Annotated in this window: 23 protein-coding genes and 2 pseudogenes; 10 read left to right on the forward strand and 15 right to left on the reverse strand. The window is 70.2% G+C overall.

Annotation, left to right across the window (positions count from 1 at the left end; genetic code table 11):
- Positions 1 to 167 precede the first annotated feature (167 nt).
- Positions 168 to 575, reverse strand: coding sequence for a DUF6278 family protein (locus tag IF78_RS0101160; RefSeq protein WP_031475598.1), 408 nt, complete (start codon positions 573 to 575; stop codon positions 168 to 170).
- 217 nt (positions 576 to 792) lie between these two features.
- On the opposite strand from IF78_RS0101160, the gene IF78_RS0101165 reads away from it, so the two are divergent.
- A complete protein-coding gene (locus tag IF78_RS0101165; protein ID WP_037639375.1) occupies positions 793 to 2,559 on the forward strand; it encodes an SGNH/GDSL hydrolase family protein in 1,767 nt (588 codons plus the stop codon).
- A gap of 20 nt (positions 2,560 to 2,579) precedes the next feature.
- Here IF78_RS0101165 and IF78_RS0101170 read toward each other — a convergent pair whose 3' ends face one another.
- The 5 genes from IF78_RS0101170 to IF78_RS0101190 form a co-directional block, all read right to left on the reverse strand.
- The gene (locus tag IF78_RS0101170) at positions 2,580 to 3,359 is read right to left on the reverse strand and encodes an exodeoxyribonuclease III (RefSeq protein ID WP_031475594.1); all 780 of its coding nucleotides are present in this window, start codon (positions 3,357 to 3,359) and stop codon (positions 2,580 to 2,582) included.
- Between the two features lie 56 nt (positions 3,360 to 3,415).
- Complete coding sequence (locus IF78_RS0101175; protein WP_031475592.1) at positions 3,416 to 4,051, reverse strand: MBL fold metallo-hydrolase; 636 nt, start codon at positions 4,049 to 4,051, stop codon at positions 3,416 to 3,418.
- Between the two features lie 97 nt (positions 4,052 to 4,148).
- Positions 4,149 to 5,447 carry a bifunctional 3-oxoadipate enol-lactonase/4-carboxymuconolactone decarboxylase PcaDC gene (gene pcaDC / locus IF78_RS0101180; protein ID WP_031475590.1) on the reverse strand — a complete coding sequence of 433 codons (1,299 nt, stop codon included), beginning with the start codon at positions 5,445 to 5,447 and terminating at the stop codon, positions 4,149 to 4,151.
- A gap of 3 nt (positions 5,448 to 5,450) precedes the next feature.
- Complete coding sequence (locus IF78_RS43210) at positions 5,451 to 5,963, reverse strand: transposase (RefSeq protein WP_234439684.1); 513 nt, start codon at positions 5,961 to 5,963, stop codon at positions 5,451 to 5,453.
- Positions 5,964 to 6,108: 145 nt separating this feature from the next.
- Positions 6,109 to 6,312, reverse strand: coding sequence for a cold-shock protein (locus IF78_RS0101190; protein WP_014670069.1), 204 nt, complete (start codon positions 6,310 to 6,312; stop codon positions 6,109 to 6,111).
- A gap of 733 nt (positions 6,313 to 7,045) precedes the next feature.
- On the opposite strand from IF78_RS0101190, the gene IF78_RS0101200 reads away from it, so the two are divergent.
- Positions 7,046 to 8,731: a ribonuclease J gene (locus tag IF78_RS0101200; RefSeq protein WP_031475587.1), complete on the forward strand. Its 1,686-nt coding sequence runs from the start codon at positions 7,046 to 7,048 to the stop codon at positions 8,729 to 8,731.
- A 512-nt stretch (positions 8,732 to 9,243) separates the two neighbouring features.
- On the opposite strand, the gene IF78_RS0101205 is transcribed toward IF78_RS0101200, so the two are convergent.
- Together IF78_RS0101205 and IF78_RS0101210 are read right to left on the reverse strand one after the other, a co-directional pair.
- On the reverse strand, positions 9,244 to 9,486 hold the full coding sequence (locus IF78_RS0101205; protein WP_031475585.1) for a DUF5302 domain-containing protein: 243 nt from the start codon (positions 9,484 to 9,486) through the stop codon (positions 9,244 to 9,246).
- A gap of 208 nt (positions 9,487 to 9,694) precedes the next feature.
- Entirely contained in the window at positions 9,695 to 11,110 is a 1,416-nt protein-coding gene (locus tag IF78_RS0101210; RefSeq protein ID WP_031475583.1) for a DEAD/DEAH box helicase, read from the reverse strand.
- Positions 11,111 to 11,411: 301 nt separating this feature from the next.
- On the opposite strand from IF78_RS0101210, the gene IF78_RS49360 reads away from it, so the two are divergent.
- From IF78_RS49360 to IF78_RS45555, 3 genes are all read left to right on the forward strand, one after another.
- On the forward strand, positions 11,412 to 11,576 hold the full coding sequence (locus IF78_RS49360; RefSeq protein ID WP_234439683.1) for a hypothetical protein: 165 nt from the start codon (positions 11,412 to 11,414) through the stop codon (positions 11,574 to 11,576).
- 99 nt (positions 11,577 to 11,675) lie between these two features.
- On the forward strand, positions 11,676 to 11,897 hold the full coding sequence (locus IF78_RS49365) for a hypothetical protein (RefSeq protein ID WP_234439682.1): 222 nt from the start codon (positions 11,676 to 11,678) through the stop codon (positions 11,895 to 11,897).
- 744 nt (positions 11,898 to 12,641) lie between these two features.
- Positions 12,642 to 13,169, forward strand: a complete 528-nt coding sequence (locus IF78_RS45555) for an MFS transporter (protein ID WP_051827438.1) — start codon at positions 12,642 to 12,644, stop codon at positions 13,167 to 13,169.
- A gap of 19 nt (positions 13,170 to 13,188) precedes the next feature.
- On the opposite strand, the gene IF78_RS0101225 is transcribed toward IF78_RS45555, so the two are convergent.
- Both IF78_RS0101225 and IF78_RS43225 read right to left on the reverse strand, forming a co-directional pair.
- Positions 13,189 to 14,004 (reverse strand): sulfite exporter TauE/SafE family protein, encoded by an 816-nt coding sequence (locus IF78_RS0101225; protein ID WP_031475581.1) that lies wholly within the window; start codon positions 14,002 to 14,004, stop codon positions 13,189 to 13,191.
- A 336-nt stretch (positions 14,005 to 14,340) separates the two neighbouring features.
- Positions 14,341 to 15,016: pseudogene (locus IF78_RS43225) on the reverse strand (ABC transporter permease subunit); the annotation flags it as partial.
- Between the two features lie 137 nt (positions 15,017 to 15,153).
- Between IF78_RS43225 and IF78_RS45560 the strand changes: the two are divergent.
- Positions 15,154 to 15,339 (forward strand): annotated as a pseudogene (locus tag IF78_RS45560) (integrase core domain-containing protein); the annotation flags it as partial.
- Positions 15,340 to 15,386: 47 nt separating this feature from the next.
- Here IF78_RS45560 and IF78_RS0101235 read toward each other — a convergent pair.
- Positions 15,387 to 16,262 carry a hypothetical protein gene (locus IF78_RS0101235; protein WP_031475579.1) on the reverse strand — a complete coding sequence of 292 codons (876 nt, stop codon included), beginning with the start codon at positions 16,260 to 16,262 and terminating at the stop codon, positions 15,387 to 15,389.
- Positions 16,263 to 16,465: 203 nt separating this feature from the next.
- Here IF78_RS0101235 and IF78_RS48225 point away from each other — a divergent pair, with 203 nt between their 5' ends.
- The gene (locus IF78_RS48225) at positions 16,466 to 16,618 is read left to right on the forward strand and encodes a hypothetical protein (protein WP_158751240.1); all 153 of its coding nucleotides are present in this window, start codon (positions 16,466 to 16,468) and stop codon (positions 16,616 to 16,618) included.
- A gap of 63 nt (positions 16,619 to 16,681) precedes the next feature.
- Here the strand turns inward: IF78_RS48225 and IF78_RS0101245 are convergent, their stop codons facing one another.
- Together IF78_RS0101245 and IF78_RS0101250 are read right to left on the reverse strand one after the other, a co-directional pair.
- Complete coding sequence (locus tag IF78_RS0101245) at positions 16,682 to 17,494, reverse strand: hypothetical protein (protein WP_031475577.1); 813 nt, start codon at positions 17,492 to 17,494, stop codon at positions 16,682 to 16,684.
- Positions 17,491 to 18,126, reverse strand: a complete 636-nt coding sequence (locus tag IF78_RS0101250; RefSeq protein ID WP_031475575.1) for an ABC transporter ATP-binding protein — start codon at positions 18,124 to 18,126, stop codon at positions 17,491 to 17,493. Before IF78_RS0101250 ends, IF78_RS0101245 begins: the two co-directional genes overlap by 4 nt.
- A 324-nt stretch (positions 18,127 to 18,450) precedes the next feature.
- Between IF78_RS0101250 and IF78_RS0101255 the strand changes: the two genes are divergently transcribed.
- The gene (locus IF78_RS0101255) at positions 18,451 to 19,680 is read left to right on the forward strand and encodes a flavin-containing monooxygenase (protein ID WP_051827439.1); all 1,230 of its coding nucleotides are present in this window, start codon (positions 18,451 to 18,453) and stop codon (positions 19,678 to 19,680) included.
- A 204-nt stretch (positions 19,681 to 19,884) separates the two neighbouring features.
- Here the strand turns inward: IF78_RS0101255 and IF78_RS0101260 are convergent, their stop codons facing one another.
- Together IF78_RS0101260 and IF78_RS0101265 are read right to left on the reverse strand one after the other, a co-directional pair.
- Entirely contained in the window at positions 19,885 to 20,373 is a 489-nt protein-coding gene (locus IF78_RS0101260) for a GNAT family N-acetyltransferase (protein ID WP_031475571.1), read from the reverse strand.
- A gap of 398 nt (positions 20,374 to 20,771) precedes the next feature.
- A complete protein-coding gene (locus IF78_RS0101265; protein ID WP_078662263.1) occupies positions 20,772 to 23,708 on the reverse strand; it encodes a glycoside hydrolase family 32 protein in 2,937 nt (978 codons plus the stop codon).
- A 266-nt stretch (positions 23,709 to 23,974) separates the two neighbouring features.
- Here IF78_RS0101265 and IF78_RS0101270 point away from each other — a divergent pair, with 266 nt between their 5' ends.
- The gene (locus IF78_RS0101270; protein ID WP_031497957.1) at positions 23,975 to 25,009 is read left to right on the forward strand and encodes a LacI family DNA-binding transcriptional regulator; all 1,035 of its coding nucleotides are present in this window, start codon (positions 23,975 to 23,977) and stop codon (positions 25,007 to 25,009) included.
- 138 nt (positions 25,010 to 25,147) lie between these two features.
- Positions 25,148 to 26,452 carry an ABC transporter substrate-binding protein gene (locus IF78_RS0101275; protein ID WP_031475568.1) on the forward strand — a complete coding sequence of 435 codons (1,305 nt, stop codon included), beginning with the start codon at positions 25,148 to 25,150 and terminating at the stop codon, positions 26,450 to 26,452.
- Positions 26,453 to 26,456: the final 4 nt, after the last annotated feature.

A 26,456-nucleotide genomic window follows, 5' to 3' on the forward strand; every position in this document is an offset into this window, starting at 1 on the left:
CGCCGACCATGCTCAGCCCCCAGTCGCGTTCTGCCGTATAGCGGTCGCCGCAAACTATCCGGGTCGGCACCCACTGGAGAGGCGACACGCACTTTTCGGACATAAGCCGTATTTACGGCGCCCTTATCTCGCCGTACACCCTTCGCCTCAGCGCACGGGCCGGCGCCTCACGCCTCCGCGACTTCCGCGTACAGCTGCGACAGCTCCGGCACCCCGTTCACGGCCCACTCCCGCCCCGAGGACACGACATCGAACTCACGGCCGGAGGACAGCCGGACGACCGGCTGACCGTCCGGCCAGATCTCCCAGGCGGCCCCGGGCACGGTACGCACGATGACGGTGCCGAGATACAGCCCGGCGTCATTGCCCAGCCAGGGCAGAATCTCCTCGTCGTCCCGCCAGCGCGGCAGCAACTGGTCGAGCGCCTCCAACGAGGCCGCGGTGTCGTCGAGTTGGATCCCCGCCCGGGACGCGTGGGAACGCAGGAGTTCGCACTCGGAGAGCAGTTCGGCGATGCCCTCGGGGTCGGGGGCCCCGCGCTTCTCGGGCCGGTGGCCCAGAAAAGGGATCTTCATACGTCAAGCGTGTCATTCGTACTGCCGAACGCACCACAGGCGCGCGGGCCGTCGATTCCGGTCGAGTTCACGCCGACTTCGGGCATGGCTCGTTGACGGGTCACGGGTGCCTCTCTAACTTCTCGGTGCGTCTTGCGTCCCGACTGAGGGTCTCGTCCCAACTTGTCATGAGCAGTCATACGTAGTCCTGAGCGGTCGTGAACGGGAGGAGTCGGAGTTGCGCCGATGTGTGTGGGGGTCCACGGTCGTCCTCGCTCTCTTCGCGGCCCTGGTGCCGGGGGTCTCCGCACAGGCGGCCCCCGAGCGCAGAGCCGCGCCGCTCCCGCTGGAGCGGCTCTTCGACAACATGGCGGTCAGTGACGACGCCCGGCCCTCGGAGGGGAACTTCGACGGGTCGGGCGCCTCCCTGTCGGCGCAGGATCTCTCGGCGGCGGGCTGGACACCCGGGCGTGCGCTCACCGTGCAGGGCGCCCGGCTGACCTGGCCGAAGCGGCAGCCGGGCGAGGCGGACAACGTCCGGGCCGACGGCCAGGAGGTGCGGGTGCGCGGCCGCGGCGACGCGCTCGCGTTCCTGGTGGCCGGCACCGACGGCACCGACGTCGGCGGAACCGGGACGGTGCGGTACACCGACGGCACCTGGTCCGGCTACCGTCTGACCGCCCCCGACTGGCGCACCGGCCCGCTCGCCACCAAGGCGGTCGCCCTGCCGCACATCAACACGCCCACCGGTCAACTCGCCGAGCGCGCACGCCTGTACGTCATGACCGTGCCGCTCTCGCCGGGACGCCAGGTCGCCTCGGTACGGCTGCCGCACGCGATGGGGCTGCATGTGTTCGCGCTCGCCGTACGCTCCCCCGCTCCGGGCTGGACGGGGAGTTGGGCGGCCGCGACGGGCGGCTATCCGACCGTGGGGCCGTGGACCGACCGGACGTTGCGGCTGGTCGTGCACACCTCGGCGGGCGGGCCGCGGGTACGGCTGCGGTTCGACAACACCTTCGCGGCGGCGCCGGTGCGGATCGGAAGCGCCACCGTGGCGGTGCAGCGGACGGGCGCGGCGGCGCGTGGCAGGCCGGCCGCGGTGACCTTCGGGGGCGCGACGGGCGTCGTGATCCCGGCAGGGGCGCAGGCGTACAGCGATCCCCTCGACTTCGACGCGCCCGCGGACACCAATCTGCTGGTCAGCTTCCATCTGCCGGGGACAGTGCCGGCGGCACCGGTGCACCGGCTCGCGCAGCAACGGTCGTATGTGAGCGGGCCGGGCGACCATACGGCGGACGGCTCGGCGACGCCGTACGGCACGGTCCTGACCAGCTGGCCGCTGCTGACCGGCGTCGACGTGGGCGGTGGGACCGGGTCCGTGGTGCTGCTGGGGGACTCGATCACGGACGGCGACAAGTCCACGGTGGACGCCAACCGACGCTGGCCCAACGTGCTGGCCACCCGGCTGCTGAAGCAGACCGAGGTCCCGCACTACGGGGTGCTCAACCAGGGGATCTCCGGCAACCGCGTGGTCAGCGACCGCTATCCCGGTGACGGGGTGTCGACCGACACCGCCGGTGTCAGCGCCCTGTACCGGTTCGACCGGGATGTCCTGGCCCAGACGTCCGCGCGTACGGCGGTGGTGTTCCAGGGCATCAACGACGTGCGGTGGCAGACCACGGCCGAGCAGGTCATCGCGGGGCTGCGGGAGATCGCCGACCGGGGGCACGCACGGGGGCTGCGGATGCTGGTGGCGACGATCCTGCCGTGCGAGGGGGAGGCGCGTTGTACGGCGGCCGTTGACGCCGAGCGCTCCGCGGTGAACGCGTGGATCCGGGGTGCCGGGGTGTTCGACGGCGTGCTCGACTTCGATGCCGTGGTTCGGGATCCGGCGCGGCCCTCCCGGATGCTTCCCGAGTACGACAGTGGGGATCATCTGCATCCGGGGGACGCGGGGCTGGCTGCGCTGGCCGATTCGGTGGATCTCCAGGCGCTGGTGCCCTGACCCGTCGGGGCCGGCCCTTCCTACACGTCCAGGTCGACCACGACCGGCGCATGGTCCGACGCGCCCTTGCCCTTGCGCTCCTCGCGGTCCACGTAGGCGTCGGTGACCGCCTTGGAGAACGCCTCGTTGCCGTACACCAGGTCGATGCGCATGCCGCGGTTCTTGGGGAAGCAGAGCTGGCGGTAGTCCCAGTACGTGAACGGGTGCTCGTACTTGAGGGGGCGCGGGACCACATCGGACAGGCCCGACTCGCGCAGGGAGGCGAGGGCGGCGCGCTCTGCGGGGGTGACGTGGGTGAGGCCCTCGAAGGCGGTCACGTCGTAGACGTCGTCGTCCGTCGGGGCCACGTTGTAGTCGCCCATCACCGCGAACGGGCGGCTGCCGCCCGCGTCGCCCGCGACAGCCGCCTTGAGGGCCTCGAACCACTGGAGCTTGTAGGCGTAGTGGGGGTGGTCCACCTCACGGCCGTTGGGCACGTAGACCGACCAGACGCGGACCGGGCCGCAGGTCGCGGAGATGGCGCGGGGCTCCACCACGCCGTCGTAGCCGGGATCGCCGGGCACACCCTTGACGACGTCCTTGAGGCCGACGCGGGAGAGCACCGCCACGCCGTTCCACCGCCCGGTGGCGTTGACCGCCGCCTCGTAGCCGAGGTCGCGCAGCGGGTCGATCGGGAACTGGTCCTCGGCGACCTTGGCCTCTTGGAGGCACAGCACGTCGGTGCCGCTGCTCTCCAGCCAGGCCAGGAGCCTCGGCAGGCGGGCGGTGATCGAGTTCACGTTCCAGGTCGCGATGCGCATGCCTGACAACCTACCGGGCGGGACTGACAACCCGGCCCCGCCCGGGGTGGGACCGCTCACACCCGCGCAGAGTCCCCCGGCGTCAGGCGCAGGTGCTCCGCGCCGCCGAGGCCGCCGATCTGACGGTCGTAGATCGGCCGGGCAAGATCGGTGAGCAGGGCGTCGTGGATGTCGTAGGCGCGCTGCGGCTTGACCTCGCGGACGTAGTCGATGACCTCCGAGATCTTGTTCCAGGGGGCCATGACCGGCAGCATCAGCGTCTCCACCGGGTGGTCGGGAACGGTGAGGGCGTCGCCCGGGTGGAAGACGCGGCCGCCGTCGACGAGGTAGCCGACGTTGGTGATGCGCGGGATGTCCGGGTGGATCACGGCGTGCAGTTCGCCGTGGACCTGGACGTCGAAGCCGGCCGCGGTGAAGGTGTCGCCGTGGCCGACGGTGTGCACGCGGCCCGGGAAGGCCGACGCGATCTTCTCCGCGACCGACGTCAGGGTCCAGATCTCGGCGGCCGGGTTGGCCTCCATGGCCGCGCGCAGGCGGAGTTCGTCGAAGTGGTCGGGGTGCTCGTGTGTGACGAGGATCGCATCCGCGCCGAGCGCGGCGTCCTCCTCGCTGAATCCCCCGGGGTCGAGGACGAGCGTCCGTCCGTCCTTTTCGAGCCGGACGCAGGCGTGCGACTTCTTCGTGAGCTTCATGGGTCCATCCTGGCGCGCGGCCATGGCGGACGCTCGCACCGGCGGGTGCTCACCGTCGTGGATGCTCACACCCGCGGATGCCCGCCGCCGCGGCCGCTCACTCCTGCGGGGTGGTCTCCTCGCGTATGACCTGCTGCGCCACCTTGAAGGCGCTGTTCGCCGCCGGTACGCCGCAGTACACGGCCGCCTGCAGCAGCACTTCCTTGATCTCGCCCGGGGTGAGGCCGTTGCGCAGGGCGGCACGGACGTGGAAGGCGAGTTCGTCCATGTGACCGCCCGCGACCAGGGCGGTGAGGGTGACGCAGCTGCGCGAGCGCCGGTCGAGACCGGGTCTGTCCCAGATCTCGCCCCACGCGTACCGGGTGATGAACTCCTGGAAGTCCCCCGAGAACTCGTCCGCCTGCGCCAGCGCCCGGTCGACGTGCGCGTCGCCGAGCACCTCACGACGGACCTTGATCCCGGCGTCGTACGGGTCCGGTCGTCCCGCCGGCTGCGGCGGTACGGCGGCCGGGGCTATCTCGGCGACGGGCGCCGGCTGGGGAGGCGCGGCCGCCAGGACCGGCTTGGCGGGGGCCGCGACGATGGCCATCTGGCCGGTGGTGGAGTCGTAGGCCGGCTGCCAGGCGGTGGAGAAGTGCCGCACCAGCAGGTCGGTGACGGCCGCGGGCTGCTCGACCGGGACGAGGTGGGAGGCGCCGGGGACGACGGCAAGACGTGCGTCCGGTATCCCGGCGACCAGCGTGCGGGCCTCGGCGGGGCCGGTGACCTGGTCGTCCGAGCCGACGAGGACCAGCGTGGGCACGGTGACACCGGAGAGTCGTGACCGTACGTCGAAGGCGGCGAGTGCCTCGCAGGCGGCGATGTAGCAGCCGGGGTCGGTGGTGCGCACCATCTGCACCGCCCACTCGGTGATCGCCGGCTGGGCGGCGGCGAAGCCGGAGGTGAACCAGCGGTCCGGCGAGGTGCGGGCGATGGGGTCGAGGCCGTTCGTGCGCACGATCACACCCCGCTGCCGGAACTCGTCGGCCGTGCCGAAGCGGGGCGAGGCGGCGATCAGGGCGAGCGAGGCGACGCGGTCCGGGTGGCGAAGGGCGAGTTCGATGCCGAGGGCGCCGCCGAAGGCGCAGCCGGCGAAGCCGAAGCGCTGCACGCCGAGGCCGTCGAGGGTGGCCATCAGCCGCTCGGCGAGACCACCGACCGAGCCCGCCGGGTACGCGGGCGCGCCGCCGTGCCCCGGCAGGTCGAACCGGAAGACACGCCACTGCTGGGCGAGCTCAGGGACCTGCCGGTCCCACATGTGCCATGTGGTACCCAGGGAGGGACCCAGGATCAGGACGGGAGCCTCTTCTGGCCCGTCAAAGCGGTATTGCAGGGTGTTCGACGGTGTCTCACTCACGCCTCAGACCCTCTCACGTATCACGGACGCCCCTATAACGAGGGGGCGCTGGACGCCGTCCTGACCAGGTGAAGACCTCTCGGGCGGCATATCGCTTGAGGCATCGGATGCTCTCACGCCGGGTCTTGCCCTCCTGGGTCGGCGTTCGTAGTGCGCCTGGGTGCGCGGGTCGTGGCGCAGCCGGGTGAAGACGATGCGGTGCAGGGCGGCGTTCGCCTGGCGGTCGCCACCGTGGTTGAGCCGACGCGAGCTCCGTCGCCCCGAGGAGTACTCGATGGGACTGACTCCGCACAGAGCGGCGAAAGACGCCTCGGTGCTCAGCCGCTCGGGGTTGTCTCCCATGGTGCTCAGGAGAGTGACGGCGCTGTCCGGGCTGATGCCCAATGGTGTGAGCAGTTGCGGGGCGTGGCGTTCGACGAGCCGGGTCAGGCGCTGATTCAGCTCATCGATCTGCCGGGTGAGCTGCTCGATGCGCTGGGCCAGCAGGCTCAGGGTGATGTGGGTGGCCTGGGCCACGGCGTCCTCATCGCCTTCGCCGTCGCGCGGGCTGAGGCGCGCGCAGGTGCGGAACTGAAGCGCTCCGGGTCTGATGAACCGTCGTGCGACGGTAAGGGCCCGGCGTCCCGAAGCCGGGATGCCGGGCCCCCTTAGCGGGGCGCGATCAGGCGGGGCGGATGTTCTCAGCCTGCGGGCCCTTCTGGCCCTGCGTGACGTCGAACTCGACCTTCTGGCCCTCCTGCAGCTCGCGGTAGCCCTGGCTGGCGATGTTGGAGTAGTGGGCGAAGACGTCGGGGCCGCCGCCCTCCTGCTCGATGAAGCCGAAGCCCTTCTCGCTGTTGAACCACTTCACTGTGCCCTTGGCCATGACTGTCTCCTTTGAGGGAAAACCGGGCACGCACCCTGCGCGACCGGGAGGTGATCGCCCTGGTCCGGAGAGGCGCTGAACAGCAAGAACGCCCGTGAGGCGATCACGGGCGAACGGAACTTCGGAACCACGACTGCTGGTCACAACGCTATAACGGTATGACGGAAGCCGCTAGCGAAAACGCGCCAGCATCCGGCCCGGAACGAAGGGCTGGATCGCCCGTGAGGCTCGGTCGATGGTGATCAAGCAGTTTCGCGCCCTTCTTCTGCACAAGGCTGCGGCGAGGCATGGTCTCTCCCCGCCGCCGACTGTTCTCCGGGTGGGTCCCACCGATCATGCGTGACCGGCCCCTCCCCACACGACGTCACCTTCGACTTCCCGGAACCGGCTCGAGACCACGGACGAGCCGCCCCCGCGCGACCTCGTCGTCGAGTTCGATGGGGCACCACGAGCGCCGAGGACACCCGAGTCTCGACTACTGCGAGTGGACCAGTGCCGAGGCCCGCCGGGAGGCAGCGAACGCCGGAAAACACGACAGGGTGCACGAGATCTTCTCCAGCACCGGGCGAACGGTTCGGCCACGGAAGGTGGTACCGCTTTCACAGCTCCCTGTCCCCGGTCGCCGGCGTGATCCGATCGTGCCGAGGCACGCTGCGGGTGCCCAGCTCCGTAGGGAAAAGGAGATCGCACAGGCAATGGATCACCCTGTCCGCTCTCCGGGTACCGTCAGGGTATGAGTCATCCGCACCCCGAGCTGAAAGCCGCCCCGCCCCTTCCCGAAGGAGGGCTGCGGGTCATCGCCCTGGGCGGCCTGGGTGAGATCGGCCGCAACATGACCGTCTTCGAGCACGCGGGCAAGCTGCTCATCGTCGACTGCGGCGTGCTGTTCCCCGAGGAGACCCAGCCCGGCGTGGACGTGATCCTGCCGGACTTCACCTCGATCCGGGACCGGCTGGACGACATCGTGGCCGTGGTCCTCACCCACGGCCACGAGGACCACATCGGCGGCGTGCCGTACCTGCTGCGCGAGCGGTCCGACATTCCCGTCGTCGGCTCCAAGCTGACGCTGGCGTTCCTGGAGGCCAAGCTCAAGGAACACGGGATCCGGCCGCGCACGGTGCGGGTGCGGGAGGGCGACCGGCGTGGCTTCGGGCCCTTCGACTGCGAGTTCGTGGCGGTCAACCACTCCATCCCCGACAGCCTCGCGGTCGCGATCCGCACCCGGGCCGGGATGGTGCTGCACACCGGCGACTTCAAGATGGACCAGTTCCCTCTCGACGACCGCATCACAGATCTGCGCGCCTTCGCCCGCCTCGGTGAGGAGGGCGTGGACCTGTTCCTCACCGACTCCACCAACGCCGAAGTACCCGGCTTCACCACCTCCGAGCGTGAGCTGAACCCGGCGATCGAGCAGGTGATGCGCACCGCGCCGCGCCGGGTCATCGTCTCCAGCTTCGCCAGCCACGTGCATCGCATCCAGCAGGTCCTAGACGCCGCCCACCAGCACGGCCGCAAGGTCGCCTTCGTCGGCCGGTCTATGGTCCGCAACATGGGCATCGCCCGTGACCTGGGCTATCTGAAGGTCCCCTCCGGTCTGGTCGTGAGCACGAAGGAGCTGGAGAAGCTCCCGGACCACAAGATCACTCTGGTGTGCACCGGCTCCCAGGGCGAACCGATGGCCGCGCTGTCACGGATGGCCAACCGCGACCACATGATCCGCATCGGCAAGGGCGACACCGTCCTGCTCGCCAGTTCCCTGATCCCCGGCAACGAGAACGCCATCTACCGGGTGATCAACGGACTCACCCGGTGGGGCGCCCACGTGGTCCACAAGGGCAACGCCAAGGTGCACGTCTCCGGGCACGCCAGCGCCGGCGAACTCGTCTACTGCTACAACATCGTCAAGCCCCGCAACGTCATGCCCGTGCACGGCGAATGGCGCCATCTGCGGGCCAACGGCGACCTCGCCATCCGTACCGGTGTCGCCCCCGAACGGGTCGTCATCGCCGAGGACGGCGTCGTCGTCGACCTGGTCGATGGGCGGGCGTCCATCACCGGCAAGGTCCCCGCCGGCAACGTCTACGTGGACGGCATGGAAGTCGGCGGCGCCACCGAAGCGTCGCTCAAGGACCGCCTCACCCTCGCCGCCGAAGGCGTCGTCACGGTGGTGGCGATCGTCGACGCGGACACCGGCGCCCTCGCCGAGGCCCCCGACTTCCTGGCGCGGGGCTTCGTCCACGACGACACCACCTTCGAGCCGGTCATCCCCGTCATCGAGAAGACCCTGGCCACCGCGGCCGAGGAAGGCGTCGGGGACGCGCGCCAACTCGAACAACTCGTCGCCCGCGCCGTGGCGAACTGGGCGTTCCGCACCTATCGCCGCAAGCCTCTCATCATCCCCGTCATCATCGACGCCTGAGCCGCACCCGGCAGCACGGTCCGCGGTTCCGGTGGCGGCCCCGCGAGCATCGAGGTCGAGCACGCCCGGACCGGACGGTGGCGAAGCCGCCGGGCTCGACGAGGCGGATCGCCTCGCCGTGGGCAAACCGGCAGATCCGCGAGGGAGTCGGTGTTGCGAGCGACGGCCCTGTCGCCGCGCTCGAGCAGGACGGGGAACGAATGTCCTTGCCACGCGGATGTCTACCGTCACCCCGGACAACCGCAGTCGATTTTCACAGCGGTACAGGGGCACGCAAGGCGCGCGACACCCGCCGCGTACCTCGGACAAGGCAGTGCCCTCATCCCGGAATTCCAGTTCGGCGCGCCACCGACCGAGCCAACCGCATCTGGGCCATTCCCCCAGGCGAGTCCCCGGCTACGCCCCGCCCGCGACGCGCGCACGGGCATGCGCACGTCGCGGGCCACTGCACGGGACGCGCGAGTGGATAGCGCGAGTGCCGGTGAAGCGGTTAGATCGCGGGACTCATCGACTCAGCCGCCGCTCTTGCGCCTGAACGACCGCTGGCTCGCAGCCGGGCCGTGCGCCGAACGCACCTTCGACGCATCGGACTTGGCGGCAATATCAGCGCCATCCGCCTGCGCACCGCGCTTGCGCGCCAGGGCTTCGCGGAACTTGCGCTTGAGGTCGTAGTTGCCGTCGCTGTCCGGCTCCAGAGGGGACGTCTCCGGGGCAGCCGGCTCCGAACCTTCCGTGGATACGGGCTCTGCGGTCATGGTGACCTCCTGGGTTCGGGGGGGGTGGGCAAGCACAGCTTGTCATGCCGGGCGCAGTGCGAGGCGCCGGCAACATCATCCTGCTCCGTTTCGGCGGGCATCCCTCTCGCGGCCAAAGGCGTTGACTTCGTAGGTGAGGCACACAGGACGGCTTCGGGCCGGGCCGAGGGTTGTCGATCCCCTGGCCAGGCTGCCAGGGCAACGGCTCTCAGCCGTTGCGACGCACGAGGGCGGCCCTGCGGGCCTCGGCGAGCTTGCGGGCCTCGCCCGCCTTTCGGGACTTGCCGCCGGCGCCGCGGGAGGTGCCCTTGCTGGTGCCGAGGCCGCGGAAGGGAGCGTTGGTGTTCTTGGGTCGGGGGACGGCGGGCTCGCCGTCGAGCGGGATCCCGGAGGGAGTCTTGGCGCCGGTGATCCGGCTCAGCTCCGCCTCGCCCGAGCGCACCTTGGTGACGGTCGGCTCGATGCCGGCCCCGGCCATCATGCGGCTCGTCTCGCGGCGCTGGCCCGCCAGCACGAGCGTGACCACGCTGCCGGACTCACCGGCGCGGGCGGTGCGGCCCGCCCGGTGCACATAGTCCTTGGCATCGGTGGGCGGGTCGACGTTGACCACGAGATCGAGGTCGTCGACGTGCAGGCCACGGGCCGCGACATTGGTCGCCACCAGAACGGTGATCTGGCTGTTCTTGAACTGCGCCAGGGTCCGTGTGCGCTGTGGCTGGGACTTGCCGCTGTGCAGGGCCCCGGCCTGCACCCCGCTGGCCCGCAGATGCCGGGTGAGCTGGTCGACGGCGTGCTTGGTGTCGAGGAACAGCAGTACGCGGCCGTCGCGGGCGGCGATTTCCGTGATGACGGCGTAGCGGTCAGGGCCGTGGACGACCAGAACGTGGTGCTCCATCGTCGTGACTGTGCCCGCGGCCGGGTCGACCGAGTGGACGACGGGGTCGTGGAGGTAGCGGCGGACCAGTTGATCGACGTCGCGATCGAGAGTGGCAGAGAAAAGCATCCGCTGACCGTCGGGGTGCACCTGGTCGAGCACGTCGGCAACCTGCGGCAGGAATCCCAAGTCGCACATCTGGTCGGCCTCGTCCAGCACGGTGATTCTCACCCGTCCCAGGCGGCAGGCGTTGCGCTCGATCAGGTCGTGCAGGCGTCCGGGGGTGGCGACGACCACCTCGGCTCCCTGGCGCAGCGCGGCGACCTGCCGGCCGATCGACGTTCCGCCGACGACCGTGGCGATCCGCAGCCGCAGTGCCTCGGCGTACGGCGCCAGCGCCTGGGTGACCTGTTGGGCGAGCTCCCGGGTAGGCACCAGGATCAGAGCAAGGGGCTGCTTCGGTTCCGCGCGCCGCCCGGCCGTCCGTGCGAGCAGCGGCAGGCCGAAAGCGAGCGTCTTGCCTGATCCGGTGCGCCCGCGTCCCAGGATGTCGCGCCCCTCCAGGGCATCGGGCAGTGTGGCGGCCTGGATCGGAAAGGGTTCGCGCACCCCGAGTTCGCTCAGTGTCCGCAGCACCTCCGTCGGCAGTTCCAGACCGGCGAAGGTGACGGCCGGGAGCAGCGCCGGGGTCGTTGCCCCAGGCTGGGCGGGACTGCCGTGAGCTATGCCGGAGTCTTTGGGATGCTTCATGAACAGCCTTCCGCAAGGGAACTTACCGAGGAAGGCCCGGCAGGTTTGAACAGCCCACGCACAAGCCGAACGGAACAGACAGAATCGCCCACCGCGACGACCACGCAAACGCGTGACACTAACACACGGCATAACCTCGCGCCGCCGATACCGATCGCCCCTGTGTACGGGTGCTGGCAGCGGGTCGGCCTGGTACAACCGTTCCCCTTGAAGAACGGCCCCACTCCACGGGCGAGCTGTCGAGCCACGCATCGAGCCTTACGAGCGGGGCGCCGGGCAGGGCAGCAGGCCCCTGCTGCGGGTGCAGGTCAGCAAGCCGGACGCGGGAGACGCGGCGGCCGCACAGCAGAAGGCTGCTGTCATCACGTCCGCGCTCGGGAACGTGCCGGGTCTTCCGATCACGGCGCTGAAGGGTCCCGTGCTGGCGGATGCGGTCGAGCAGGTCCTGACCGCGCCCGCACGCTAGCCCGGCATGCCGGTGTTTGCTGGCCTGCGTATCGAGGCGAGTCATGAGGCGGTCCCCCTGACCGCGACTGACCGATACCCGCTCTCCACCCGAACCCTGGTGCCGACTGAACCACCGAGGCAGACGTGGGCCGGCACGGTCAACGGCGATGAGAGGCGGGCCGCGGTCGCCGAGATCCGCCGCAGCGGGCTGATGCGACTGCCGCACGGGATCGGGCTCCGCGTGGCCGACCGGGAGGACCGGCATTGCCGTTTGCTGCTCGAGGAGTTCCCCGACTATCGGCTGATGCTCGCGTCACTGAGCGAGTCATCACCCGTGTGACGGTCCAGGAACTGTTCCTGCGAGCCCTGGAAGAACACCCCGGCGAGCGCATCTCGCTGCACGTTGCCGCCCAGGAAGTGGACATCGTGTCAGCAGATGACGAGCACCCCGACATCCCGCTCCCGGCAACCGCGACGGGGCAGGCCCTCCAGATCTGCTTCGAGCTGACCACGCTCTATCCCGCCGTGAGCACCGCGATCCGGCCCCGACGTGATGCTCGACCTGAGGGGAAACGACCAGCCCATCACGATCCGCTCCGCCGACCGCGGCGATCTCACCACCCTGGTCATACCCATCAAGCCCGGCCGCTCCGCCTGAGAAAGAACACCCATGACCACCGCACCACCAGGCCCGACCCACCATGGAAGCCATAAGCCAAGCCGGCACCGAAGGCTGAGCCGGTGACATCGCCTCTGCAAGCCGGCCACCACGCAGCGAAGCCGGTGCCTCGCCAGCCCGCACACCGCGTCATTCCGAAGGAATGCGAAACTGAGCTGCCGGCCGTGGGCGGCGCACTGCTGGCCTGCTTCGCTCTCCACCAGCGGTGGCGGGCGACGCGGCCGCAGCACGCTGGTCGAGCCGAGCCTGTTCCGCGGAATCGGCTTCCCTGCCGCTCTGCTGGCATCCGTGCTCTTCTTCGCCGCGGTCAACGGTCTGATGCTGGTGATCGCGGTGCAGCTGCAAGTGGGGTCGCACAGCGACGCGCTGACGGCGGGCTTCACCCTGCTGCCGTGATCGGTCGCGATGGCCCTGTCGTCCTGGGCCGCCGGCGCCTGGCTCGTACCGCGGTACGGCGCCCGCGTCATGTCCGCCGGGCTGCTGGCCCTGCTCGCCGGCGCCGCGGCCGCAGCGGTGGTGTACGCCACCGGCCGGCCCGGCGCCTACCCGTGGCCGCTGCTCCCTGCGCTGGCGGTGGCCGGTCTCGGCCAGGGCCTGTACGCCGTGCCGTTCTTCACCACCGTCCTGCACCACGTCCGCCCGCACGAGACCGGATCGGCGGCCGGCCTGCTCAACGCCGTCCAGCAACTCGGCGGCACCCTCGGCGTCGCCCTGCTCGGCAGCGTCTTCTTCCACACCGCCGCGTCCGGCGCGCACGCGCACGGGAGCGCCGCGCTGACAGGCGCCCGGAACGCCTTCTGCGTCGCGGCATGGCTGGTCCTCGCTACGGCTGCCGCCACCGCCTTCATCGGCCCGCGACAGCAGCGGAGTTCCACATCCGTCGGCCCCGCCTCGGGACACGCGTCGGCCGCCCAGCAGCGTTCTCAGGGATGAGCAGGCCGGCTCCGGAGACTCAGTCGTGACGGGCGAGCTTGACCGCGGAAACGAGCAGGATCACGACCAGAGCGGGGATGAGTACCAGGTCCGGGAACACACCGACGAGCAGCCCGCCCAGCAGTGCGCCGGCGATCGAGCCCGCGGCCATGACCAGGGTGAAGCGGAGGTTGGCGCCCAGCACCGCGAAGCTGCCGTCCCGGCTGTAGCGGGCGAAGGCCACCAGCATGGTCGGCAGCGACACCAGCAGGGAGAGGCTGCCCGCTGTCTTGATGTCCTGGCCGAACAGCAGCACGATCGTCGGGATCAGCAGCTCGCCCCCGGCCACGCCCATGATCGCGGCGACCACCCCGATGCCGAAGCCGGCCACCACTCCGCCGGGCACCTGAGCCCGCAGCGGCAGCGCGAGCGTCCCCAGGGTGGTGGCGTGGGTGACCATCAGGGCAGCGGCCATGAGCACCATCAGCGCCGCAAGAACCTTGTAGAGGGTGGAGCTGCGCATGCGTACCGCCCAACTCGCCCCGGCCCAGGCGCCCAGCAGACTCCCGGCCAGCAGGTTGACCGCGACGGGCCAGTGCGCGGCCACCTCGTGGGCCGAGGCCGCCGCCAGACGGGTGGGCAGGGCGACCAGGACCACGACCAGGCTCATCGCCTTGTTCAGGATGACCGCGGACAGTGCCGCGAACCCGAACAGGCTGACCAGCAGTGGCAGCCGGAACTCCGCGCCACCCAGGCCGATCATTCCGCCCAGCACGCCGATGGCCGCTCCCGCGCCGAAGACCAGAGGCGTCGAGTGCGTCGGACGTGCGAGAGCAAGGTCTCCGTCAGTAGCCATGGCGGGCATCCTCGCTGCTAGCCGTCCGCGCCCGCTACGGCGGACCCCTCTCTTCTGAGTCAGGTTGGAGGTCTGACTACGGCGCTCCGTGCGGCCAACTATCGGTCGTCACCGGGTATTCGTCCGAGTCGTTGGAGGGCGGGCTCCGTGGGCGAACCCTCTCCTGGCCGCGGTCACGCTGTCAGCCGCCGAGCAGGGTCCCGGTGGCCATGGCGGCGGTCACGGGGTGGGACGGTGCGGTCGGCGACCAAGCGCAGGTCGTGGCTGACCAGGACGAGCGACCCGGACCCCCGCTCTCTGCGTCCGCCGCTTGGCTGTCGGAGTACCAGTCGGGTGGGCAGCGGCCGCCAGGTTGACGCTCATTGCGAGCAGGCCGATGGCGATGCTGGGTGCGAGGACGGCCCAGGGGTTGAGGACGATGCCGCGGGAGTTCTCTCCGATCATCAACGCCCAGTCGGCTGCAGGAGGTTGGGAGCCGACCTGGAGGAAGCCGGCGGTGGCGACGAGGTAGACGGCGACGACGAAGCGCCGCCCGAACAGCGCCAGCAGGGTGGCCCGCAGGTGGGGCAGTACCTCCCGGACCACGACGTACCCCAGTCACTCGCCGCCGACGGCCGCCGCCTCCACGTACCCGGAGGCCGCCACGGGTGCGGCGGCCCCGGCGACCAGGCGCACCGCGTACGGGACACCGAGGACGACAGATGCGGTGACGACGGCGAGCCGTCCGCCGTCCGGCCAGGACAGGGTGACCAGCAGGATGCCGAGCACGGCGGGCAGCAGCATCAGCACGTCGGCGGTGCGTTCGACGACCCGTCCGACGGCCGGGCGCAGGGCGCTGACCGCGCCCCAGCTGGTCGCCGCCCAGCGGGGCGTCACCGCCGGGTTCCGCGTAGGGCGCGGTGACCGGGGCGTCGATGGCGTGCGGGGCGAGCCACGGTCCGGCCTGGGCGACGGCGGTGAGCAGCAGGGCCGGGAGCACCCGGTGGACGGCCCGCAGGCGGGCACGGCGCAGGGGCGGGGGCGTCTTCGCGGCGGCGGGACGCCGGACTTCGAGGTCCGCCTGCGCCGGCAGATCGTCAAACTGTTGGAGCTCCGCACCACAACGCCACCGAACTGGCCCAGCTGCGCACCCACGTCGAGCACCTCGTCGGCGCGAGCCGCAAGCTCTCCCACGCACACCGGCCGCAGACCAACGGCAAGGTCGAACGCTTCAACCGCACCCTCCTCGACGAAGGGGCCCTCCAGCGGCCCTACACCAGCAACACCGAACGCACCAACGCCCTGGCAGACTTCCTGCACACCTACAACCACCACCGCTGCCACACCGCACTCGACGCGGCTGAGGGCCGCCGGGGGCTCGGGACGGTGACTGGCAGACCGGCTCAGGGGTCGAAGACGATGTCCTCGATGTCGTGGGTCCAGCGGACCTTGCTGTCGATGACCTCGATGATGAGGTCGAGGCCGGTGCTGGTGTGCCCGGTGGAAAGGATGGTGAACGTGTCGGCCTTGCGACGCAGGAACACCACGAAACCGCTGAGGTCGGGGTCTCCGTCGTTCAGCAGCACGTACTCGCCGAGCCGCCGGTAGAACTTGGGCAGGATGACGTCCTTGCTGACCTCCGGAGGGCCCACGACTACCGTGGGCTTCTGAGTCTTGTCGAGCGGCCACAGACCCTCGCCGTCGGCCTGGGCCTTGCGCGCGGTCGCGGTCATGTCGTTGCGCAGGTCGGGGAAGAGGGACCGGTAGAAGGTCGGGTAGACGATGCCCTTGGCGAGCAGCTTGTGGTTGACGGTCTCGTGCAGCATGGCCGGCGTGAAGAAGACGTTGCCGTCGGCATCGGCGTCGGGCCCTGCTCCAGGCCCGGTGAAGGCGATGCAGCGGCCGAGCCGGTCACCGCCGCGGGTCAGGACGTACCCGCGGACGGCGGCGGGGTTGGTGGGGGCCTTGACCTTCCCGCTCGGAGTGCGCTGTACGGGGTCGAACCCGAGGAGGCTCAGCAGTTCGGCGGCCGCCCCTTCGGCCTGCGCCTTGGGCTGGTGCAGCACGCCCCCGCCGACGAAGGGGGGATCGAAGTGCGTCTCCAGGGCGTCGATGCCCTCCAGGCGCAGATTGGCTCCGCCGGGGCCGCGGATCTGAATGGGAACCGGGCCGGGGATCGTGTCCCAGACCGCCGGGTCGTCCGGGTAGAACCGGACCGTGTCCCCGTCGGGGCTCGTCCCCACGATCCGGAATTCGCCTTGGATGCGGGTGTACGGCATGAGGGGGCCTCCTCACGGACGCCTGGTAGCGGCCAGAAGTGCGCGGACGGACGCCGCACGGCCACTCCTCACTATGCGTCCGCGGCGCCCGGGGGTCCTGTTGGCGGTTCAACGTCTGCGAAGGGAGACGTTGAACCGCCACCAGCAGGCCCTCCTGGCTGTAGAGCTCCCAGAGCGGCCAGTTGCCGCTGAGGTTGCGCACGATGGCGCCGACGACGGCGTACGGGGCCCTCAGTACGCCCCGTACGTCACCGAGCTGGGCCGGCGCCTCGCTGGGGACGTTGGCGGCCGTGTCCGGACCGATCCCCACCACCCTCGAGCAGCTGGGGCGCGTGACATTCCACGAGCCGGGCTAGACGAGCGTCCACCATCTCTGGCGGGGTGGAACCGCACGGGGGCGATGAGGGCGGCGGCCGTGGTCACCTCCCGTCGCGCGCGGGCCGTGGCTGTGATGTTGATGTCCTGCGGAGCCACGGGGAGCGGGAAGGGCGGTGGGTGTGAAGGACGAGCAGCGCCAGAGCGCCGGTCGCTGCGGACCAGGTGAGGGAGAGCAGGCCGTGCGACCAGGGGACGTGGGGGCTGAGGGCTGAGCTCAGTGCCAGCTGGTTCACGCCGTACAGAGGAAGCGCGGACACGCCTGCCACATCCATGAGTGTGTTGAAGACGGGATTCTGCAGGCCGGTGTCGACCAGGCTGAGCATGATGATGAGGAAGAAGCCCTCCAACTCGCCGCGTACCAGAGAGCCGAGCAGAAGACCGATGCCGCCGTAGGCGAGGCCGGCGCCAGCGAGGGCCAGCGCCAGGGGGCCTGCGTGGCGTACGGGCAGGGAGATCCACAGCAGGATCGTGGTGTACAAGGCCAGTAGGGCGGCGGTGAGGGCGACGGCAGCGAGTTTGGCCAGCAGCATCGGCAGCCGGGGGTAGCCGGCCAGCAGCAGTCGGCGGTCCATCTGCCGGGACAGGAAGGTCTCCGTGAAAGTGACGAAGCCGGCGACCAAGGTGACGGCGCCCAGCGCGCTGGCCACTTGGCCCACCTGGCTGGCTTGGGCGGAGACGGGGGCGCCGATGGCGTCCAGCCGGATGCGCACCACTTGGTCGGAGGTGCACAGGCGTGCCACGGCGATCCAGATGGGGATGAACGCGACCGCCAGGACCATGGCCAGCCGGTTGCGCAGGTGGCCCCGAAGAGTGCAGCGCAGCAGTTCGGTGAATGCCGTCCAGGACAGCCTCAACGGTTGGTCTCCTCGAAGTGCAGACGCCCCTGGCGCAGTTGAGCGATGGCGTCGAAGTGGTGCAGGTCGTGCAGAAGGTGCGAAACCACGATGATCGACCGGCCCCGATCACGCAGATCGGCGGCCAGGGCCCAGAACCGCTGGTGGGTGTCCCAGTCGAAGCCCTGGTAGGGCTCGTCCAGGACCAGCAACTGCGGATCGTGCATGAGGGCGATCAGCAAGTTCAGTTTCTGCCGTGTTCCGCCGCTGAGCTCGCCGACCGGTTGTCGACGGCAGTCGGTCAGTGCCAGCAGCTCCATCAGCTCGCCGGCCCGCTCCAGCGTCGGCAGCCGGTAGGCCATCTGGAACAACCGCAGATGCTGTCCGACGGTGAACGCATCGTTCAGCACCGCCCGTTGCGGGCAGTAGCCCACCGCCCCGGTCCGTGTCACCGTTCCGCGGTCAGGTGCGAGTTGTCCCACGGCGATCCGCAGCAGCGTGCTCTTGCCCGCGCCGTTCTCGCCGACGACTCCGATCAGCGTCCCGGCGGGTACGTCGAGGTCGACGCTGCGCAGAACCTGCCTGCCGCCGTACTCCTTGCAGACTCCGCGGATCCGCAGCCGTGGCCGTTGGCCCGTCGAGCCTGCCTGCACATGAGCCCCTCGATAGATCGGACAGGCGTAGCGAGCCACCCGGAGGAAGGTGCGCCTGCGAGGCCGGGACCGGGAGGCTCAAGTTCCCTGGCCTGTCCGGTTCATGGCCGCTCAGCCGCGCCCGGCCCCGACGGCCGGGCCCCTTGAGCGGACCGAACTCCCTGCGCGAAGCGGCGCGTTACCGCCCGGTGTTCAACGAGTCCGTACCACCGGTGTAACGGCGGCCACCCACTGTTCCGGTGAACAGCGGGCATCGCCACTCCACGTGCTCTGCGCCTGCGCGTTGGGCGTGACGTGGGCCGCGGTCGGCCGTTGTAGGAGGCGATGCCCACGACACCACAGCGTGACTTCAGCGCTCCCGCGATCGTGATCGGAGCCGGTCCCCACGGCCTGGCGGCCGCCGCGCTACTGCGCCGCTCCGGAGTGCAGGCCGTGGTCCTCGAACGGTCGGAGCGCGTGGGAGCGAGCTGGGCGCAGCGTTATGACCATCTGCGCCTGCACACCACTTCCGGCACCTCCAAGCTCCCCGGCCTGCCGGTGCCGCGCCGGGCGGGCCCGTGGGTGAGCCGGGACGACTATGTGCGATACCTGGAGCGCTACGTCGTCCATCACCGACTCGACGTCCGGGTGACCACCCCGGTGCAGCGCGTCGAGCGGGCCGAGCCCGGTTCGGGAGCACAGTGGCTGGTCCACACCCCCGACGGTGCGCTGGCCACTGGTGCGGTCGTGGTGGCCACCGGCCGCTGCCACACCCCTGATCTCCCCGACTGGCCCGGGCGTTCGACTTTCACCGGCACGCTGCTGCACTCGGCCCACTACCGCTCTCCGGCCCCCTACCGCGGACGGGACGTCCTGGTGGTCGGCGCCGGTAACAGCGGTACCGAGATCGCCGACGTCCTGTCCGGGGCCGGAGCCGCACGGGTGCGGATCGCGGTCCGTACCCCACCCAACATCCTGCCCCGCTCCAGCGCCCGATGGCATGCGGTCGGCCGGCTGACGCAGGCCCTCCCGCTCGCGTGGCGCGACGCCACTTCGCTGCTCACGCAATGTCTCGCGGTGCCCGACCTGACCTCACGGGGACTGCCGCGGCCCCGATCGGGCCTGTACACCCGCAATATCCGCGAAGGGGTCAACCCGGTGCTCGACCACGGCTTCGTGGACGCCGTCCGGTCCGGGCGGGTCGAGCCGGTCGCGGCCGTCCAGGCGTTCGAAGGCCCCGACGTGTTACTGGCCGACGGTACGCGGCTGCGGCCCGACACGGTCATCGCCGCCACCGGGTACCGGCCCAACCTGCACGATCTGGTCGGGTCCCTGGGCGTACTCGACGAGGCCGGGCAACCCCTCGCCGTAGGGGGGCGGACTCTTCCCGAAGCTGCGTGCTTGTACTTCGCCGGATACACCAATCCCCTTACGGGTGTTCTCCGTCAGGCGGGCATCGAGGCGCACGCCATCGCCCACGCGTTCCGCCGCGAGAAGGCGCGCGCACCCCTTCCCACCCCCCGCGTCGGCGACCGCGCGGCCGACACACCCCACAGAGGAGACGCTTCGAGCTGACGGCGCCTCGGAAGCTCGGCCCTCGGTCGGTGCCGCCGCGCGATGTCAGCAACCGTGGAGGATTCTTCCAGGGCGTTCGGCTGCTCGCGGGCGAAGGGCTACGCAGAGCAGAGGAGACACACACGGAGCGCGCGGCGTCCAGCGGCTCCTGCAAGCCGGCCACCATGCAGGCGAAGCCGGTGCCCCGCCAACCGGCACACCGCGTCATCCCGAGGGAATGCGAAACTCGAATTCGGGACGGTCCCACGGCACGGCGGGCGGGTTCGCGAACGCGGTCCCGGTCCGCACCGCACCGACGCGGTGGTAGAAGTCCTCGGCGGGAAGGTGCGACACGACCGTGACACGGTCGATCCCGGCGGCACGGGCCTCGGACTGCATGTGCGCGACGAGCAGTCGTCCAATACCCCGTCCTTGCACGTCGTCGGCGACGAACAGCAGGTCGAGCTCCGGTGGAGCGAGGACGAGCGAGTAGAACCCGAGGACCCGGCCCCCGTGCTCGTCGGCGCCGACGGCCACAAAGGCGCGGTGGGCCTCGATGTAATCAGGCCCGACCCGGTAGCCCGCGACTGCGGCTGCGTACTTACCCGCGTAGGCGCCTGAGCCACGCACGAGCCGCGTGAGCCGTTTGGCATCCCGCGCGACAGCTCTCCGTATCGTGATCGGCTGACTGATCGGGGATGTGCGTGACCTCATCGGGAGAGTATTTCGCACCGGGGAGTGCCCTCCTGCGGCGGGTCGGCTCCTCGCGCAGGCGTTCGCGCACCGCTCCCGGGAACCACTCCCCCAGGCCCCGATCGAGCCGGCCTGGTGAGGCGGATCGTCCTCGACCTGTTCGCCGAACCCGGCGACTGGAGCCACGCCCTCACCGTCCCCGGGGCCCGGGGCACCGGCCTGGAGTGGGACAGCTGGGCCTGTACAACCAGGGCTCGAGTCATTCAGCTGACGCTCCAGACCGATGCCGCCCGCTGTCCCGTATGGATCTTCTCCGGTCCGATTCCCGGGCTGACCGCCTCCCCGCCGTGCAGGGCGCGGTTGATGGCGGGCAAGCGTCTGGGCATGGTCGACCAGCCGCTCGTCCTACGCCTGCACAGTCACGTCCGACGGACGGGCACGTTGACATCGTCGATGTTGATGTGGCCCCAGCCACCCGTCGCCTTGTCGACGACCTCGACGTAGATCCGTTCACCGATGTGAGCCGCGAGGTCGAAGACGACGCGGCGGTACTGCTCGACGCCGCGACCGGTCTCCTTGGCGAGCACCTTGCCGTCGCCGGCGCGGACGACGGCCGCGTAGAGACGGTCGGGGTCGTTGCCGCCCGAGACGAGCAGGTCGACCACGCCGTCTCCGCCGAGGACGACGGTGGCCGAGCGGAGGACGCCGGTGGCGTCATCGCCGCCCGCGTCCGGGTTGAAACCCCACAGGTGGTGGCCGGCCGGGTCGTCCGGGGTCTCGGCCTGGTAGAAGGGGCCGCCCCACCCCCAGTCGGTGCGGGTGGTCACGTTGGCGTCGCTGAAGGTCGCGCCCGAGACCACGGTCCAGCCGATGAGATCCCCCGTGGCGAAGTCGTGGTTGGGGAGGGCGTCGACGTCCGTCGGGCGTGGCGGGTCGTAGGCGGCGGGGGCGACGGTGGTGTCGTAGGCGCCGTTCATGCGCCAGACGTCCAGGGACACGACCTGGGCGGAGCCGCCTTCGCTGGTCAGCCGCAGGCCGGTGGCGTCCTTGCGGGTGGGGTAGACGCGGCTGGTGAGGCTGTTGGTGCCGTTGATGTACGCCTCCAGCATCGAGCGGTCGAGCAGCACCCTCAACTTCAGCTGTCCGCCGTCGAGTTCGACCGCCCCACCGTGGACGCCCTTGCGTACGTCCGGGTCGACGCTGGAGCGGCTGCGGTCGATGGAGAAGCGGTGCTCGGTCGTGTCGTAGGAGAGCAGGGTCTGTTCGCTGCCGTCGGCGCTCGCCCGGACGGTCAGGGTGATGGTGGTGGCGTCGCCCGGGTCGATGACGGCCTCGATGTCGAGCATGTCGCCGGAGACGTCGGCGAGCCGGCGGTCGGCTTCCTTGACGGAGATCTGCCGGATCCGGGCGAGCTGCTTGCCGCGCAGGCGGGCGGCCTCGGCGATCGGTTCGACGCCGAGGGTGCCGTCCGGGCGGAGCGAGACGCTGACGGGCATGCCGGCGTTGTGCGCCCAGCCGGACTGGGCGTGCTGCTGTTCGCTGCGGCGGTCCTGGGTGATGCTGAAGAGAACGGAGCGGCCGTCGGGGGTGACGAAGCCGGACGGGCCGGTGAAGTGCTCTCCGAAGTCGAACTCTCGGGGCTTGTCGTGGTCGGGCGTGAAGCGGCAGGTGTCCTTGTCGAAGGTGCCGATCCAGTAGTAGGTGTGCTTGACGGCGTTCGGGTTGAACGCCTCCCACCAGGGGCTGACCAGCAGGATGTGCTTGCCGGTGCGCCCTCCCTTCGGGCCGGGAAGGGGGAGGAGGACGGGCAGCTCCCACACCTCGCCGGGTTCGGGGACGGTGGCGAGGTCGTTGTGGTGCAGGGGGCCTCGGTACGTCCACGGTCCCTCGGGGCGGCGGGCGGTGTAGACGAGTGCGGTGCCGCCGTGCTTCTTGGTGATCTGGTTGCCGTTGTAATCGACGATGCCGCTGCCGACGAGTTGGTACCAGGTGCCGTCCTCCTCCCAGACGAACGGGTCGCGGAAGTTCTCCGCCCACGCCGTGCCGGGGCCGGCCGGGAGATCGGCCGGGGCTTCGGTGACCGGCTCGGACTTCATCGTCCAGGTGGGCAGGTCCGTATCCCCGTCAGCCGAGTAGGAGGACACGGCCATGCCGGTGCGCTGGCGGTAAGGGAGGCGGTCGTCGCCGCCGGTGAAGAAGAGCACCGGACCCCGGTCGCCGTCGACGTACGCCGAGCCCGACCAGCAGCCGTCCGGGCCTATCGAGTCGGCGGCCGGCGCGAGGGCTATCGGCATGTCCCGCCAGTGCACCATGTCGGTGCTGACCGCGTGCCCCCAGTGGATCTGGCCCCAGTACGGGCCGAGCGGGTCGTGCTGGTAGAAGATGTGGTACTTGCCCTTGAAGTACACGGGCGCGTGCGGCTCGTTCATCCAGTGCCAGGGCGGCAGCATGTGGAACTGAGGGCGGTGCCGGTCGCCGTCGAAACGAGCCCGGTTCAGGGTCGTCTCCGGGCGCGGCACGGTGTGGCCGGGGAGCGCCGCGAGTCGATCGGCGTGCTCGCGCTGCGCGGTCGCGTCGTCCAGGGTGCCCGGGCGGATGACGAGGCTGTCCATCAGGCCCATGTACATGTTGGCGTGGAACTCGCCGTTCAACAGTGTGGGGCGGTTGTGCCGGCCGATCAGCAGTGGTTCGGCGGCGGCCAGTTGGGGCGCCTTGTCCGGAGTGGTGGCGGTGCCGATCGGCCGGCCGTCGCGGTAGAGGCGCAGTTGCCGGGCAGTCGGGTCGTAGGTGGCGGCGACGTGGGTCCAGCGGCCCTTGGCAGCGGGCTGGTCGGCGGCTCCCTTGACCTCGATGAGGTCGATGCCGAAGCCGAGTTGGAAGACGATCTGCCCGAAGCGGCGCAGGCCGAGCAGGAAGCCGGTCTTCGCGTCCGGGTCGTGTTGGTTGACCAGGGCCTGTGGCTTGCCGTCGACGCCGTGCTCGTAGGCGTACGGGGCGATCCAGGTGTCGATGGTGACGCCCCCGCTGGGGTCGAGGTTGCCTGGGCCGTCGGCGGTGACGACGGTGGAGTACCCGTCGAAGTACAGCGCCCGGCCGCTCACGCCGCGGCTACGTACAGGATCGCTGTCGGGCTTGTAGCGGGCGTCGGTGAAGACGTACGCGATGGAGTCGGCGGAGCCGGAGACCGCCTCGCGGGTGACGGTGCCGGTGCGTTCGTCGAAATCCCAGCGGGCGGTGGGGCTTTGAGGACCGCGCCGTTCCTCGGCGGCAGCGGCGGGGGTGGGAGCGAACGAGAGTGGTACGACGGCGCCGCCGATGGCGGCGGACACGACAGTGAGGGCGGTTCTTCTCCTCATGGCTGCCTCCTGGGTGGGGCGCGGCAGGGCCTGACGCCGTGCCAAATCGGTTTAATCGGCTGGCTCGGCATCGTTCGCGCGCCGCTCCTGCTAACGCAAGAGCTAATGCATACCGTTTTACTTTGGCGTCACCTAGAGACCTACCAAAACGACATATAAGGTCACCGTTTCCCGTTCGATATAGCCGGAGTGTTGACATCGGGCCACGCACGGCCCAGTCTCGTCGCAACTTGCTAATCCGATTTAACAACGGAGCTGAGCCGCTGATGTCCGAACGCCGCGTGACCATGGCCGACGTCGCCCGCAAGGCGGGCGTCTCGCCGACGACCGCGTCGTTCGCCCTCTCCGGCCGCACCGACATGCGCATCTCCGACACCTCCCGCCAGAAGGTGCTGGAGGCCGCCCGGGAGCTGGGCTACCGCCCCAACGTCACCGCACGAAGCCTGCGGACCAAGTCGACCCAGACCATCGGGTTCGTCTCCGACCAGATCACCACCACCCCCTTCGCGGGCGACGTGATCCGCGGCGCGATGGAGGCCGCCCGGGAGCGGGACAACCTGCTCTTCATCACGGAGGCGGGCGGCGACCGTGATGCCGAGTCGTCGCTGGTCCATGCTCTGCTGGACCGGCAGGTCGACGCGGTGATCTACGCGTCCATGTTCACCCGGTACGTCACTCCGCCCAAGGAGCTGTTCGGGCGCCGGGTCGTGCTGCTGAACTGCCTGGCCCCCGGCTTCGACGCGCCGTCCGTCGTGCCGGACGAGCTGGAGGCGGGCCGGGACGCGGCTCGTGCCCTGCTCGCCGCCGGTCACACCGAGGGCATCTGGGCGATCGGCGGCCACCAGGCCGTCCCGGCCACGCCCGAGGGGATCATCGCCGGCAACGAGCGCATGCGCGGTCTGGAGGAGGTCCTGCGGGCGGGCGGCGCGCGCCTGGACGGTGTCATCGAGTGCGACTGGGACACACGCGACGGCTACCGGGAGGTGTCCGCGCTGCTCGCGGCGGGGCACCGGCCCCGGGCGCTGGTGTGCCTGACGGACCGGGTGTCCATGGGCGCGTACCAGGCGCTCGGCGAGGCCGGTCTGTCGGTGCCGGGCGATGTGTCGGTGGTCTCCTTCGACGATCAGGACATCGCGGCCGTCCTGCGCCCGGCGCTCACCACGCTGAAGCTGCCGCATTACCAGCTCGGCCGCCTTGCCGTGGAGCTGATCCTCCGCACGGGGCCGCTCGAAGCAGTCGTCCACCGTGTGCCCATGCCGCTGCAGGAGCGTGGCTCCATCGGTGAGCCCGCCGAGGGCTGACGCGGCACACCCGAAGACGGCTGTCCCGCCGTCCGGACGAGACCCGGGCGGCGGGACGACCACCAAGAACAGCGACCGTCGCAACCGGTCGCCAAGGCGGGTCCGGCAAGACCCGTCTCAGTGAGATGGAGGAACCTCGTGGTGTTCAGAACCAGGCGCCTCGCCGGTGCGAGTGTAGCCGCCCTGGCGGCGACCGCGCTGGTCGCCGGATGTGCGACCGGAAGTGGCAGCGGCTCGTCCGGAGCCGACGGCGACACGCTCACCTTGTGGACGCACAACGCCGGAAACTCGGCCGAGCTGGACGTCGTCAAGAAGATCATCAAGGATTTCAACGGGTCCCAGAGCAAGTACAAGGTCAAGCTCCAGGCATTCCCGCAGAGCGACTACAACAACTCCGTCGTGGCCGCCGCCTCGGCCCGCAAGCTGCCCTGTCTGCTGGATGTGGACGGCCCCAATGTGGCGAACTGGGCCTGGGGCGGCTACCTCGCACCCATCGACGTCTCCGGCGCCGAGGTTCCGCTGTCCGACCAGCTGCCCAGCACCGTCGGTCGCTACAAGGACAAGGTCTACGGGTTCGGCTTCTATGACGTCTCGCTGACCTTCTTCGCCCGCAAGTCGGTACTGAACGACAACGGCATCCGCATACCGACCATCGACAAGCCGTGGACCAAGACCGAGTTCGACGCGGCGCTGGCCAAGCTGAAGAAGAGCGGGAAGTTCCAGTACCCGCTGGAGATGGGCACCGGCGGCAGCGGTGAGTGGTGGTCGTACGCCTACTCCCCGCAGCTGCAGAGCTTCGGCGGCGACCTGATCAACCGCGACGGCTACAAGACCGCCTCGGGCACGCTCGACGGCAAGAAGTCCCTGGAGTGGGCGACCTGGTTCCGCTCCCTGGTGTCCAAGGGCTACATGGCGAAGAAGTCCGGGGCCGACCCCAACAAGGACTTCCTGGCCGGCAAGAGCGCCATCCAGTGGGACGGCAGCTGGAACGCGGCCAAGAACGCCGACGAGCTCGGCGACGACCTGGCGATCATCCCGCCGGTCGACTTCGGCGACGGGCCCAAGATCGGCGGTGCGTCCTGGCAGTGGGCGATGAGCTCCAGCTGCTCCAACAAGGACGGGGCGCAGGCGTGGCTGAAGTTCTCCCGCCAGACGAAGTACTTCGTCGATTACGCCAAGGCCACCGGAACCCTCCCCGGTACCGAGGCCGCCGCCAAGCAGGTCGACGGCTACCAGCCGGGCGGGAAGTTCAGCGAACTCGTCGAGTTCGCCCGGGAGTTCGCCGTGGTGCGCCCGGTGACCCCGGCCTACCCGTACATCTCCACCGTGTTCGAGAAGGCGGCTCAGGACATCCTCGCCGGGGCCGACCCGAAGACCGCGCTCGGCCAGGCCGCGAAGGACATCGACAACAACCTCAAGACGAACAACTACTACGCCGGCTGACCCG

Origin of the sequence: Streptomyces bicolor (genome assembly GCF_000719285.1) — a bacterium.
Classification (GTDB): domain Bacteria; phylum Actinomycetota; class Actinomycetes; order Streptomycetales; family Streptomycetaceae; genus Streptomyces; species Streptomyces bicolor.

Coding starts and splice junctions, on each gene's coding strand:
- IF78_RS0101235 (WP_031475579.1), bottom strand. CDS start 16,262: ATGCCGTACACCCGCATCCAAGGCGAATTCCGGATCGTGGGGACGAGC.
- IF78_RS0101255 (WP_051827439.1), top strand. CDS start 18,451: ATGCCCACGACACCACAGCGTGACTTCAGCGCTCCCGCGATCGTGATC.
- IF78_RS0101200 (WP_031475587.1), top strand. CDS start 7,046: ATGAGTCATCCGCACCCCGAGCTGAAAGCCGCCCCGCCCCTTCCCGAA.
- IF78_RS0101210 (WP_031475583.1), bottom strand. CDS start 11,110: ATGAAGCATCCCAAAGACTCCGGCATAGCTCACGGCAGTCCCGCCCAG.
- IF78_RS0101190 (WP_014670069.1), bottom strand. CDS start 6,312: ATGGCCAAGGGCACAGTGAAGTGGTTCAACAGCGAGAAGGGCTTCGGC.
- IF78_RS0101175 (WP_031475592.1), bottom strand. CDS start 4,051: ATGAAGCTCACGAAGAAGTCGCACGCCTGCGTCCGGCTCGAAAAGGAC.
- IF78_RS48225 (WP_158751240.1), top strand. CDS start 16,466: ATGGCGCCGACGACGGCGTACGGGGCCCTCAGTACGCCCCGTACGTCA.
- IF78_RS0101265 (WP_078662263.1), bottom strand. CDS start 23,708: ATGAGGAGAAGAACCGCCCTCACTGTCGTGTCCGCCGCCATCGGCGGC.
- IF78_RS0101160 (WP_031475598.1), bottom strand. CDS start 575: ATGAAGATCCCTTTTCTGGGCCACCGGCCCGAGAAGCGCGGGGCCCCC.
- IF78_RS0101225 (WP_031475581.1), bottom strand. CDS start 14,004: ATGGCTACTGACGGAGACCTTGCTCTCGCACGTCCGACGCACTCGACG.
- IF78_RS0101170 (WP_031475594.1), bottom strand. CDS start 3,359: ATGCGCATCGCGACCTGGAACGTGAACTCGATCACCGCCCGCCTGCCG.
- IF78_RS45555 (WP_051827438.1), top strand. CDS start 12,642: ATGGCCCTGTCGTCCTGGGCCGCCGGCGCCTGGCTCGTACCGCGGTAC.
- IF78_RS0101205 (WP_031475585.1), bottom strand. CDS start 9,486: ATGACCGCAGAGCCCGTATCCACGGAAGGTTCGGAGCCGGCTGCCCCG.
- IF78_RS0101270 (WP_031497957.1), top strand. CDS start 23,975: ATGTCCGAACGCCGCGTGACCATGGCCGACGTCGCCCGCAAGGCGGGC.
- IF78_RS0101260 (WP_031475571.1), bottom strand. CDS start 20,373: ATGAGGTCACGCACATCCCCGATCAGTCAGCCGATCACGATACGGAGA.